This window comes from Mycobacterium sp. NGS49, from assembly GCF_059812565.1.
In genome coordinates, this window is sequence record NZ_JCALCX010000016.1 from 67,609 (window position 1) to 80,111 (window position 12,503).

Sequence of the window (12,503 nt, forward strand, 5' to 3'; positions counted from 1 at the left end):
TTCGGTTGTCCCGTTCGCCGGCGCATTGACCGGACAGCGGCTACCGGCGAGCGCATGTGTCGTGCCGGACTCTGTCGTGGTAGACCGAGTGCCATGACTGGGCTCGCCGAAGAGACACGCTGGATGGACGCAACGGACCAGGCGGCGCTGGTGGCCAAGGGTGAGGTGACGCCCGGCGAGCTGTTGGAAGCCGCGATCGAACGCATCGAGCGGTCCAACCCGTCGTTGAACGCGGTGGTCATCGAATGGTTCGAGCACGCCCGGTCGGTCGCCGCCGGCCCCGGCTTGCCCGACGGCCCGTTCCGCGGCGTGCCCTTCCTGCTCAAGGACCTCTACACCAGCTTCGCCGGGCAGACGCTCTCCAATGGCAATGTGGCGCTCAAACAGGCGGGCAAGATCGACACCGCCGACACCACGCTGGTGGCACGCTTCAAGGCGGCCGGGCTGGTGATCGCCGGACGGACCAACAGCCCCGAAATGGGCAGCCTGCCGACCACCCAGCCGCTGGCCTGGGGGCCGACGCGAAACCCGTGGGAGCTGGACCGGACGCCGGGCGGGTCCAGTGGTGGTGCGGCCGCCGCCGTTGCGGTCGGGATGGTGCCGTTCGCCAACGCCTCCGACGGCGGCGGCAGCATCCGGATTCCGGCGTCCTGCTGCGGGTTGGTCGGTTTGAAACCGAGCCAGGGCCGCATCACCGTGGGGCCCAAGCGCGCCGAAGCGGGACTCGGCGTGGAACTGTGCGTCAGCCGCACGGTGCGCGACACGGCCGGTCTGCTCGAAGCCGTGCGCGGTCCCGGTGTCGGCGATACCATCATCGCGCCCGAGCCGCAGCGGCCCTATCTGGACGAACTCGGCGCCGACGCGGGCCGTTTGCGCATCGGACTGCTTGACGTCCACCCGCGCGGCGGTTTCCTGCACGATGACTGCGTTACCGCAGTGCGTGCGGCCGCGTCGATGTTGGAAGGCCTGGGGCACCACGTCGAACCGGCATGGCCGTCGTGTCTGGCAGATCCCACCCTGCAGCAGAAGTTCATGGCGTTGTGGGTGACGCAGATGGCGATGGCGGCGCGCGGCTTCGGTGAGACGCTCGGTCGTGAGGTGACGGCCCAGGACATCGAGCCGGTCAACTGGGTGCTGATCGAGCGGGCCAAGCAGGTGACCGCGGTGGAGTACGCCGCGGCGGAAAACGCGGTGTATGCGTTCCGCCGCGCGTTGCAGCAGTGGTGGGTCGACGGCTGGGACCTGTTGCTGACGCCGACGGTGTCGGAACCGCCGCCCGCACTGGCGGAGTTCGAGAACAACCCGCAGCATCCGACCGCGCCGATGCGCCGCGGCGGCGAATTCGCCTCGTTCACACCGCCGTTCAACATGAGCGGCCAGCCGGCAATAAGCCTGCCGTTGCACCGTGATGCCCGTGGGCTGCCCATCGGCATTCAGCTCGTCGCCGGATACGGACGGGAAGACGTATTGATTCGCGTTGCCGCTCAACTGGAATCGGCACACCCGTGGTCAGGACACCATCCCGCGGTTCCGTGACGTTCGAAGAGAGTTAGGCCGCCAGATCGGCATCGTAAACCGTTGGCGCAGCGGCGCTTATGACCGGTATGCGCAACAGATGGCGCAGGGGCTGCTGGCGTCGGCACCGGACAAACATGGGCCGGCAGGACATCGCCTGCCGGCCCATGTGTGAAGAATCTGTCTGGCTAGATGAGGGTCACTCCCGTAGCCTGGGGACCCTTGGCGCCTTGGCCGATCTCGAATTGAACCCGTTGGTTTTCCTCCAGCGAACGGTAACCATTCCCGCTGATCTCGGAATAGTGAACGAACACGTCTCCGGTGTCGCCGTCGGGTGCGATGAATCCGAAACCTTTATCGCTGTTGAACCATTTCACAGTTCCCTGTGTCATACGTTGATCTACTCTCTCATTCTGAACGGATGCCGAGAAGCATCCCCCGTCAGACTAGCACGGTCGGTCCCGCCTGTCGTCACCTTCGGGTCGCCGCCGAAATCCCACGATCGAAGCCCGATATCACGCAGGCGCGCCTTCCTTCGTCGGTTGGCCATCGAATCATGCTGTCACGAGCGGTATCTGACGACGCCGCGAAAGAACCGCCGACTTACTCACCCACGGTGTAGCATCTATGGTGAACGTTCGATTAGCCAACGCCGATCTGCCCGTATCCCTACAGCTTAACGATCGTGTGTGATTGGCTTCATTCTGTCGATCCTCACCTTGATGTACTGGCTCAGCCGGAAGAAGGGTCGTCTATGAAATTCCGAGTGCTGCAACGAGATTTCTCGTGACGTACAGCGGGTTGTCCGCCCGGCGCTTGGCCAGCCCGGTCCGGCTCACCCTGGCAACGGAGTTGGGCGCGGCCCTGGACGGGGCGTGGTGGCCGCACTCGGCCTCCATCGCCGGCGAGCTTCCCGAGCTGATCGAGGTTCTGTCGCCACGATTGGGTCAGGTCGTCGCGATCAGTGTCAACTGGACGTCCTTGCAGGCGTCGCCGGATCTGGATTCGCTCTGTGGTGCAAAGGGTTCGTTGCCGGGCGGGGGCGTCACCCGGCAACGTCTCATGGTGGTCAGCGGCAGCCATGCCTGCGCGAACCTCCTGGTGGTGCCCTGCCGAACTTCAAGCACGCTGGCGCTCATGTTGTTGCGCCAGGCCGCGGACCTTCCGATCATGCCGTCGGAATTGACCACCCAGACGTTCCGGGCCGGCGATCACATCGTGCGCGCGGCCCGTGCGGAAAGCCAATCGCTCGACGGGCGGCTGGGCGCGGAGATCGACCAGCACAATGGCGCTGCAGATCCGGTCCTGGCCGATTGATGCACCGCAGCGGGATCTGGTGATGAAGCGTCATGTCGGGTCGGCGCTGGAGGTCCAGATCTGCGAGCCGGCCAGGCTGGAGTTCCAGATCGCGGTAGCACCGCATCCGAATGCTGAAGTGTCAGAACAATTGTCGTTCGTGCTGGACGGGCGTCCGGTCGAGGCACGCGAGATCCAAGGTACGCACGGCAACCGGATCCATATCTTGGACGCCCCTGCGGGCAACCTGGCGGTCCGCTACGAGGCCACGATCGTAGGGTCGACCGGGCCGGCGCCCGTCGCCGAGCACGATCTCTCGATGTATCTGCGACCAAGCCGATACGCCGAGTCCGACAAGCTGTACGGGTTCGCGGCGACCGAGTTCGGGAACTACCTGAACTCGACGGCGCTGCTGGAGAGGGTGTCGCTGTGGGTCGGCTCCCGGCTTAATTACGTTCCCGGAAGCAGTGATCCGATCGACGGTGCGGTGGAGACGCTGCTTGCCGGTGCCGGCGTCTGTCGCGACTTCGCGCACCTGGTGGTCGCCCTGCTGCGGGCGGTCAATGTACCGGCCCGGATGGTGTCGGTATACGCTCCTGGCTTGTACCCCATGGATTTTCACGCGGTCGCCGAGGCATTCGTCGCAGGCGAGTGGTGGGCGGTAGACGGCACACTGTTGGCTCCGAGGCAGTCGTTGGTGCGTATCGCCACCGGCCGGGACGCCGCCGATCTCGCCTTCCTGACCAACTATCGGGGTGCTATCAGCTTGAGCACCATGATGGTGACCGCGATCGTCGACGGAGAGCTTCCCACCGACGAGATCGACCAGATGGTTGCGATCGGCTGAGCTGGTACGCCATGCGCGGCAGTTGACCCGGTAGCCCTCGGCGTCGACGATCGAACAATGCCGACGGGAAACTCTGCGACGCTGCCACCCGGTCCCCGCTTGCCCGGCTGGGTGTTGGCCGCGCTGATGATGGGACGCGGGCCGTCGATCGTTGCTGCCTGCCAGCGCCGCTATGGCAGCATATTCACCCTGCGCGTGGCGCTGGTGGGCACCATGGTCTATTTGGGTGACCCGGTTGACATCAAGACCGTGTTTGCCGGCGATCCCGGCGTGTTTCATGCCGGTGAAGCCAACAGGATCCTGCGCGGTCTGCTGGGTGACAGCTCGTTGCTGGTGATTGACGACGACGTGCACCGCGAGCGGCGCCGGCTGATGCTGCCGCCGTTCCACCGCGACGCGGTGGCCCGACAGGCCGAGTTGATGGCCGTCATCGCAGCGGAGAACATCGCCGGTTGGCCGGTGGGGGAACCATTCGCCTTGGCGCCCAAGCTGTCTGAGATCACCCTCGAGGTGATTCTGCGCACGGTGATCGGTGCCTCCGACCCCCACCGCCTGACCGCGCTGCGCACGATCATGCCGCGGCTTCTCAACCTCGGGCCATGGGAGAGCATCGCCATCGCCAACCCGAAGCTGCTCGCGCGGTGGCCGTGGCGGCGATTGCGGCGCACCATCGCCGAGGCCGACCGCCTGCTCTACGCCGAGATCGCCGACTGCCGCGCCGATCCGCACCTGTCGGAGCGGACCGACACGCTGGCCATGCTGGTTCGAGCCGACAGCGGTCTGACCGACCGGGATTTGCGTGACCAGCTGATGACCTTGCTGGTGGCCGGCCACGACACCACCGCGACCGCGCTGTCGTGGGCGCTGGAACGCCTGACTCGGCACCCCGCCATCCTCGCCAAGGCGGTGCAGGCCGCGCATGCGAGCGCGGCCGGTGACCAGGCGGGGGATGAGTACCTCGACGCGGTGGCCAAGGAGACGCTGCGCGTCCGGCCGGTGGTGTTCGATGTGGGCCGGGTGCTCACCGAGCCGGTCGACCTGGCCGGTTACCGACTGCCGGCCGGCGTCATGCTGGTCCCCGGGATGGTGCTGGTGCACGCCAGCGCCGCGGTATATCCGGATCCCGAGCGGTTCGAACCGGATCGGATGCTCGGCGCGACGCTGACTCCGAGCACCTGGCTGCCGTTCGGCGGTGGCAACCGCCGCTGCCTCGGCGCCACCTTCGCCATGATGGAAATGCGGGTCGTGCTGCGTGAGATCCTGCTCCGCACCGACCTGGACACCACCACCGCCGCCGGCGAACGTCAGAAGCTCAAGCACGTCATCTTCATTCCGCACCGGGGCGCCCGGGCCAGCGTCCGCTCGCTCAACCGGGTGGGATCGCCGGCCCGATCGGTGCCCGCGGTTGCGAAGTGACCGCCTACCTGCATGAACGCTTCCCCCAGTTAAGCGGCACACTGCCCCGCGTCAACCTCGGCGACGGACCCACGCCGGTGCGTCCACTCTCCGGCTTGACCGATGACGGTCCTCCGCTCTGGATCAAGGATGACGGCGCCTACGGCACCGGGGGCTGGGGCGGCAACAAGGTACGTAAGCTGGAATGGCTGCTGCCCGAGGCGAAGAGGCGGCGATGCCGGACCATCCTGACGTTCGGCGCACTCGGCACCAACTGGGGTCTGGCCACCGCGCTGTACGCCAGGGAATTCGGCCTGCGGACCGCGCTCGCACTCATCGATCAGCCGGTCGACGAGCATGTCGAGGCTCAACTCGACCGCTTGCGCGCCTCGGGCGCCGACATGTCCTTCACCCACAACAAGTTTGGGGCGATCGCGGCCACGCCCTACCTGTACTTCCGGCACCGCCGGCCCTACCTGCTCCCCGCCGGCGGGTCGTCACCCCTGGGCGTGCTCGGGTACGTCGAAGCGTCGCTCGAAATCGCCGCACAGGTGGAAGCGGGCGCCATGCCGCAGCCGGCGTCCGTCGTCACCGCGGTCGGATCGGGCGGCACCATCGCCGGCCTGCACCTTGGCCTCGCACTGGCCGGTCTTGCCGACACCCGGGTGATCGGCGTGGTCGTCAACGACAAGCTGAGGCTCGATCATCGCTCGATCACCTCGCTCGCGCGCAGGGCGGCACGCCTGTTGCAAAGCCGTGGTGCACGCCTGCCCGGCACACCGCCGCCGGCAGCGCGCCTGATGTTGTTGCGTGACTGGCTGGGCGCCGGCTACGGCCACCCGACCAGCCGGGGCGCGCACGCCCTGAGAATCGCACGGGACAGCGAGAACCTCCACCTCGAACCCGTCTACACCGCCAAGACGGTGGCAGCGCTGCTCGACCTGCTCCCCAGCGGCCGACTACCCGACGGTCCGGTGCTCTATCTCCATACATACGGGCCACGCCGTCAGCGACCGTGCGGCCGGGGTTAGTGTCGCGGTTGTGGAGTTCGAGCTCGACGACGAGCAGCGGGCCTGGCTGGCCGAGGTGCGGCAGTTCCTGCGCGAGAACGTCACCCCCGCGTTGCGCGCCGAGATGGCCGAGCACGACCTCGAGTTCCAGGGCGGCGAGCTGACTGCATTCCGCCGCAAGATCGGTGCACGCGGTTGGTTCGGACTGAACTGGCCGCGCGAGTACGGCGGCCTCGGACTGACCGCGATGCACCAACACTTGCTGATGAGCGAATTCGAATACTGGGGGGTGCCCGGGCCGGATCTCACGGTCACCTCGGTAGCGCCGATGATCATGCGCCACGGCACCGAGCAGAACAAGAAGGAGTTCCTTCCGGCCATCGCGAAGGGCGAAATAATCTGCGCCGTCGGCTATTCCGAGGCGAATGCCGGCACCGACCTGGCCGGCCTGCGCACCCGGGCCGTCCGCGACGGCGATGAATGGGTGATCAACGGCGCCAAGATCTGGAACAGCGGGGCTCAGCGCTGCACGCACGAATGGCTTTGCGTGCGTACCGACCCCGATGCGCAACGGCATCGCGGTATCTCGGTGATCATGCTGCCGATCGACAGTCCCGGTGTGACCGTGCGGCCGTTGTACGCGTGGTCGGGCTACCGCACCAACGAGACGTTCTTCCAGGATGTCCGGGTACCGGCCGGCAACCTGATCGGCGAGGTGAACAAGGGCTGGGCCTACATCACCGGGGCACTGGATCTGGAGCGGGGTGCATTGACCAACGCCGGCGATCTGCGGCGGGCCCTGTGCGGGTTGGTGGCACTGGCGGCGGCACCGCTGCGCGACGGGTCGGTGCCCGCACACCAGCCGGCCTTCCGCCGCCGCCTGGCTCAGGCCGAGGCCGACGTCGAAGTCGCCACGCTGATGGGTTACGAGGCGGCATCCATGCTGGACGACGGATGCATACCCTCGGTTGAGGTGAGCGTGGAGAAGATCTTCACCAGCGAATTACGCCAGCGCATTGCGGATTTGGCGCTCGACCTGCTGGGCCCGGACGGGTTGCTGGCACATCGCAGTGCGCAGGCGCCGCTGGGCGGATACTTCGAGCGCCTCTATCGCGTGTCGCCGCTGATGCGCTTCGGCGGCGGCGCCAACGAGGTGTTGCGCGATGTGATCGCCCAGCGCGGCTACGGCATGCCCTCCTACGGTCGGTGACCGGATGCGACTGCTTCCCGATCAGGATGAGCGCGACCTGGCCGCGATGTGCCGCGGAGTGTTGGCACGCGTGGACCACAGTTCGCCGGCGCTGTGGAAGGCGCTGGCCGAGGCCGGCGTGCTTGGGCTGGGGATCTCGGACGCGCACGGCGGCTCGGGCGGCGGGTTGAACGATCTCGGCGTCTTCTGCGTCGAGGCCGGACGTTCGCTGTGCCCCACCGCGGTTCACGGCACCGTGCAGGCGGCGCTGGCCATTGACTGGTTGGCCGGGCCGGGCCCGCGCGCCGCCTGGCTGCCGGCGTTGACATCCGGAAATGCCCGCGCGACAACGGCGTTGTGGCACCCGCGCGACGCGGCGGCGCTGGCTACACTGGTGCGCGCCGTTGACGACGGACACGGCCGGTGGCGGCTGTCCGGCGTGGCCGACTTCGTCGCCGACGCCGACGTGGCCGACCTGATCGTCGTCGCCGCCCGAATCGGCTCGGCTACCGGGGTTTTCGTGATCGATGCGGCCGCGCCGGGGATCACCATCGAACCGCTGCCGATGATGGGTGGACACCGCGCGTCCGCGGTCACGTTCGACGACGTGCCGGTCGACGATGAATCCCGAATTCTGGGTGTGGGCATCGGCCCCGTCGAGCTGCGCCGGGTAGCCAATGCCGCGGTGGCGTTGCTGTGCCTGGATCTGGTCGGGGTGGGCGAGGCGGTGCTGCAACGCACCGTCGACTACACGAAGATACGCGAGCAATTCGGCCGGCCGATCGCTTCTTTCCAGGCGGCCCAGCACTTGGTGGCCAACATGCGCATCGCGCTCTCCGCCGCCCGGCTGGCCGCCCACTCGGCAGTGTTCCGGATCGGTCGCGGTCACACCGCAACCCGGGAAACCGCGATTGCCAGGATGCACGCCGGGGCCGTCAAGCAGATCACCCTGGACGCCCACCAGCTGCACGGTGGGATGGGGTATGTCGTCGACACCGACCTGCACCTGTTCTCCGAGCGCGCCCGGGTGTTGTCGACCTGGGGTGGCGGCACCGATGTGGCCGCGAAATGGCTCGAAGGCGAGATGGATTGGGGGGATAGTGGACAGCCTGATTGACCCGGAATCCGCTGCGCGGGTGGGCACCGTGGTCGCCATCGCCACCGGCGAGGTGAACAAGCGGGACTGGCAACGCTGGGCCGCGGCCGTCGACGACCTCAACCCGTTGTGGTTCGACACCGACTACGCGCGGTCGTGCGGCTACCGCGACGTGATCTGTCCGCCGCTGTTCCTGCAGTACGCGATCCTCGGCGTGAGTGCATTGGGTGACCTGCGGCCCGACGGGTCATCCGGTGCGGTGACGGGCGGCTTGGCGTTTCCGCGGGCCCCGCGGCGCATGGCCGGCGGCGACAGCATCACCTTCGGCGCGCCTGCCTACCACCGCGACGAAGTCGAGATGGTGCGCACCATCTCCTCGATCGTGGAGAAGCAAGGCCGATCAGGAAGATTCGTGTTGGTGACCTGGCGCAGCGAATACCGCAACCAGCACCGCGAGCTGCTCGCCGAGGCCGGTATGTCGATGATCGCGCGCCCCGCATGACCGGGCAGATCTATCTGGAGGACATCGAGATCGGTTATGCGATACCGGTGTTGACCGTCGCCGTCACCGAGACCCAGATGTTCTTGTTCAGTGCCGCGACGTACAACGGGCATCGCATCCATTATGACAAGGACTGGGCGCGCAATGTCGAAGGCTACGACGACGTGCTGGTGCAGGGGCCCCTGCAGGCGGCGTTGTTGTCCCGGGCACTCACCGATTGGATCGGGGGTGCGGGCCGACTGGTGTCCTTCTCGGTGCAGAACCGTGCGGTCGCCTATCCCGGCCAGGAACTTCGGTTCGGCGGGGTCGTCACCGGCACCCGGGATGCCGAGGCATTGGTAGACCTCGACATCTCCTGCCGGCGCGGCGACGACGTGTTGATGCCGGGTACCGCGACCGTCCGGTTGCCGCGCAGGAACACCCCGTGACCGGCCTGCGGGGCGAGGCCGCGATCATCGGAATCGCCGAGTTGCCGCCGCAGCGGCACCAGAGTGCGCCACCGTCGTTCACCCTCGATCAGTACGCGCTACTGGCCAGGCTGGTGATCGAAGACGCCGGTGTGCAGCCCGACGTGGTGAACGGCCTGTCGTGCCACGGCATTGCGGAATCGGACATGTTCGCGCCGGCCACGCTCTCGGAGTACCTGGGGCTCCCACTGGACTTCGGTGACCGGGTTGACCTGGGCGGGGCGACCGCGGCCGGCATGGTGTGGCGCGCCGCTGCGGCGGTCGAATTGGGCAGTTGCGACGCGGTGCTGGCGGTGGTGCCGGGATCGCAGGAGATCCCGCGGTCCCAGCTGCGGCCCGCGCGCAGCCTCGGTTGGTACGGCGCGTCGAGCAACAACTACGGCTCACCGCAGGCGGAATTCGAGATCCCCTACGGCAATGTCGGCCAGAACGCTCCGTATGCGCAGATCGCACAGCGCTATGCGGCCGAATACGGTTATGACGAGCGGGCTTTGGCGAGAATCGCCGTCGATCAGCGGACCAACGCCGGTGTCCACCCGCCCGCGGTGTTCCACGGCAAGCCGATCACCGTCGACGACGTGCTGCACAGTCCGGTGATCGCCGATCCAATTCACATGCTGGAAACGGTGATGCGTGTGCAGGGCGGTGCCGGGGTGCTGGTCGCCAATGCCGACGTGGCCCGTCGTGCTCGCCACCGACCCGTGTGGATCAAAGGTTTCGGGGAGCACATCCGCTTCAAGACGCCCACCTATGCCGACGATCTCCTGCACACCCCGGTAGCCCGTGCCGCCGAGAAGGCCTTCGTGATGGCGGGACTTGACCGGTCCGACGTCGATATGGCCTCCATCTACGACTGCTACACCATCACCGTGCTGATGACGTTGGAAGATGCCGGATTCTGCGGCAAGGGGCAGGGGATGGGCTGGCTCTCCGAGCACGACCTCACCTTCGGCGGGGACTTCCCGCTCAACACTGCAGGCGGGCAACTGTCGTTCGGACAGGCGGGTATGGCCGGCGGAATGCACCATGTGGTCGACGGGGCTCGCCAGATCATGGGCCGCTCCGGACAGGCGCAGGTGCGCGACTGCGACACGGCGTTCGTGACCGGCACCGGCGGCATCATGAGCGAGCAGGTCGCGCTGGTGTTGGGGGGCGACTGAGATGACGCAATCGCTACCGTTGCCCGAGCCGACACCCGTTTCGCAGCCGTACTGGGACGCGTTGCGCGAACATCGCATTCGCATCCAGTACTCGCCGTCGTCGGGCAGTTACGTCTTCTACCCGCGGACGCTCGCGCCGGGAACCCTCGCCGACGATCTGCAGTGGCGCGAAATACACGGCGCCGGAACGCTCTACACCTACACCGTTGCGCGTCGCCCGACCGGCCCACCCTGGGCCGGACGGGTGCCGCAACTGCTTGCGGTCGTCCAATGGGATGTCGGGCCCCGGGTCAGCACCGAGCTGGTCGACGTCGATCCCGGGCAGATACGCATCGGTATGCGGGTGTCGCCGGTGTTCCACGATCTTCCCGGCCAACCAGTGACTTTGTTGTATTACACCAAAGAGGCTGTTGGGTGATGCCTTTCGAAACCGTTCAGCAGTTGCTGCGCTCCCGGATGGACGACGACGGCTTGGCGGTGGTGCACGGTGACCGGCGGTGGACGTGGCGAGAGCACCTGCAGGAGGCGGCCGCGGAGGCCTCGCTCGCGCTGTCGCTGGTGGCAACCGACCGCCCGTTGCACGTCGGTGCTCTGCTGGGTAACACCCCCGCGATGCTGCGGTCCATGGCGGCGGCAGCTGTCGGCGGGTATGTGTTGTGCGGCATCAATACGACCCGCCGCGGGGAAGGGCTGGCAGCCGACATCCGCCGGGCCGATTGCCAACTGCTGTTCGTCGACACCGAGCACCGCGGCCTGCTCGACGGTCTCGACTTGCGCGATGTCACCGTTCTCGACGTCGACGGGGCCGTCTACCAGGATGCCGTGGCAGCCGCGAAACCGCAGCTGCCCGTTGAGGTCAGCGGTGCGGACCCGGTGGTGATCATCTTCACCTCCGGCACCAGCGGTGATCCGAAGGCGGTGCGGTTTGCGCACGCGATGGGCGTCATGTGCGGTGCCAGCCTGGTCGAGCGGTTCGAATTGTCCTCCGCCGACGTGTGTTACCTCGCGATGCCGCTCTTTCACTCCAACGGGGTGGCGGCGGGGTGGGCGGTGGCGATCTCCTGCGGCGCGACCATGGTGCCGGCCAAGTTCTCGCCGTCGCGGTTCCTGGCGGACATCCGCCGCTACGGAGTGACGTATATGAACTACGTCGGCAAGCCGTTGGCCTTGGTGCTGGCCACTCCTGAACAGCCCGATGACGCGGACAACCCGCTACGTGCGGCGTTCGGTAACGAAGCCACCGAGCACGATCTCGAAAGGTTCGCGCGGCGTTTCGGCTGCCGGGTGGTGGACAGCTTCGGCTCCAGCGAGTTCGCCGTGGTCGTGATGCGCGAGGACGGCACGCCACCGGGATCCATCGGCAAGGGGTACCCCGGCGTCAGCGTGTACCACTCGGACACCGTAACCGAATGCGCGCCAGCGATTTTCGATCGGAACGGCACGCTCGTCAATTTCGACGAGGCCGTCGGCGAACTGGTGAATACCTATGGCGCCGGCGGGTTTACCGGCTATTACAACGACCCCGGCGCCACCGATGAGCGGATGCGTCACGGCATGTATTGGTCGGGTGACCTGGCGTACCGCGATTCCGATGGCTGGATATACCTGGCCGGCCGCACTGCCGACTGGTTGCGGGTGGACGGTGAGAATATGGCGGCGGGCCCGATCGAGCGGGTGCTGCAGCGGTTGCCACAGGTCAACCAGGTCGCGGTCTACGCGGTGCCGGACGAGAATGTCGGTGACCAGGTGATGGCGGCGATGGTGCTCAACGATGGCGCTGCCGTGACGCCCGAGCAGTTCGCCGATTTCCTCGCTGCTCAACGCGATCTGTCGCCGAAGGCCTGGCCCCGGTATGTGTGGATCACCGCCTCGCTGCCGCGGACCGCGACCAACAAGATCCTCAAACGCGAACTCACCAAGCAGGGCCCCGGCGCACGGGACGGTGTGTTGTGGGAGCGCGAGAGCAGGGCGCGGAAGTACCGGGCGACTTAGGCCGTTCGCGGTGAGCGAAATGTGCTGTGTGGCT

General features: G+C 67.0%; 13 protein-coding genes. 12 read left to right on the forward strand and 1 reads right to left on the reverse strand.

The genetic code is table 11. The features are described from left to right. Positions 1–93 precede the first annotated feature (93 nt). The gene (locus AC5Y7D_RS18215; RefSeq protein ID WP_499926402.1) at positions 94–1,536 is read left to right on the forward strand and encodes an amidase; all 1,443 of its coding nucleotides are present in this window, start codon (positions 94–96) and stop codon (positions 1,534–1,536) included. 167 nt (positions 1,537–1,703) lie between these two features. Here AC5Y7D_RS18215 and AC5Y7D_RS18220 read toward each other — a convergent pair whose 3' ends face one another. After that, the gene (locus tag AC5Y7D_RS18220; protein ID WP_499926404.1) at positions 1,704–1,907 is read right to left on the reverse strand and encodes a cold-shock protein; all 204 of its coding nucleotides are present in this window, start codon (positions 1,905–1,907) and stop codon (positions 1,704–1,706) included. Between the two features lie 394 nt (positions 1,908–2,301). On the opposite strand from AC5Y7D_RS18220, the gene AC5Y7D_RS18225 reads away from it, so the two are divergent. The 11 genes from AC5Y7D_RS18225 to fadD1 are packed head-to-tail and all read left to right on the forward strand — an operon-like array spanning position 2,302 to position 12,469. Then, the gene (locus AC5Y7D_RS18225) at positions 2,302–2,832 is read left to right on the forward strand and encodes a DUF5994 family protein (protein WP_499926406.1); all 531 of its coding nucleotides are present in this window, start codon (positions 2,302–2,304) and stop codon (positions 2,830–2,832) included. Between the two features lie 22 nt (positions 2,833–2,854). Beyond that, positions 2,855–3,658 (forward strand): transglutaminase-like domain-containing protein, encoded by an 804-nt coding sequence (locus AC5Y7D_RS18230; protein WP_499926537.1) that lies wholly within the window; start codon positions 2,855–2,857, stop codon positions 3,656–3,658. Positions 3,659–3,715: 57 nt separating this feature from the next. Next, positions 3,716–5,074 carry a cytochrome P450 gene (locus AC5Y7D_RS18235; protein WP_499926408.1) on the forward strand — a complete coding sequence of 453 codons (1,359 nt, stop codon included), beginning with the start codon at positions 3,716–3,718 and terminating at the stop codon, positions 5,072–5,074. Continuing rightward, positions 5,071–6,084 carry a 1-aminocyclopropane-1-carboxylate deaminase/D-cysteine desulfhydrase gene (locus AC5Y7D_RS18240; protein ID WP_499926409.1) on the forward strand — a complete coding sequence of 338 codons (1,014 nt, stop codon included), beginning with the start codon at positions 5,071–5,073 and terminating at the stop codon, positions 6,082–6,084. Before AC5Y7D_RS18235 ends, AC5Y7D_RS18240 begins: the two co-directional genes overlap by 4 nt. Positions 6,085–6,094: 10 nt before the next feature. Beyond that, positions 6,095–7,273: an acyl-CoA dehydrogenase family protein gene (locus AC5Y7D_RS18245; protein ID WP_499926411.1), complete on the forward strand. Its 1,179-nt coding sequence runs from the start codon at positions 6,095–6,097 to the stop codon at positions 7,271–7,273. 4 nt (positions 7,274–7,277) lie between these two features. Beyond that, positions 7,278–8,369, forward strand: a complete 1,092-nt coding sequence (locus AC5Y7D_RS18250) for an acyl-CoA dehydrogenase family protein (RefSeq protein WP_499926413.1) — start codon at positions 7,278–7,280, stop codon at positions 8,367–8,369. Next, positions 8,362–8,850, forward strand: a complete 489-nt coding sequence (locus tag AC5Y7D_RS18255; protein ID WP_499926538.1) for a MaoC family dehydratase — start codon at positions 8,362–8,364, stop codon at positions 8,848–8,850. The genes AC5Y7D_RS18250 and AC5Y7D_RS18255 overlap by 8 nt, the downstream gene beginning before the upstream one ends. Next, complete coding sequence (locus AC5Y7D_RS18260) at positions 8,847–9,278, forward strand: MaoC/PaaZ C-terminal domain-containing protein (RefSeq protein WP_499926415.1); 432 nt, start codon at positions 8,847–8,849, stop codon at positions 9,276–9,278. The genes AC5Y7D_RS18255 and AC5Y7D_RS18260 overlap by 4 nt, the downstream gene beginning before the upstream one ends. Further along, entirely contained in the window at positions 9,275–10,477 is a 1,203-nt protein-coding gene (locus AC5Y7D_RS18265) for a thiolase family protein (RefSeq protein ID WP_499926416.1), read from the forward strand. Before AC5Y7D_RS18260 ends, AC5Y7D_RS18265 begins: the two co-directional genes overlap by 4 nt. A gap of 1 nt (position 10,478) precedes the next feature. Next, positions 10,479–10,895 (forward strand): Zn-ribbon domain-containing OB-fold protein, encoded by a 417-nt coding sequence (locus AC5Y7D_RS18270; protein WP_499926417.1) that lies wholly within the window; start codon positions 10,479–10,481, stop codon positions 10,893–10,895. Then, the gene (gene fadD1, locus AC5Y7D_RS18275; RefSeq protein WP_499926419.1) at positions 10,895–12,469 is read left to right on the forward strand and encodes a fatty-acid--CoA ligase FadD1; all 1,575 of its coding nucleotides are present in this window, start codon (positions 10,895–10,897) and stop codon (positions 12,467–12,469) included. The genes AC5Y7D_RS18270 and fadD1 overlap by 1 nt, the downstream gene beginning before the upstream one ends. Positions 12,470–12,503: the final 34 nt, after the last annotated feature.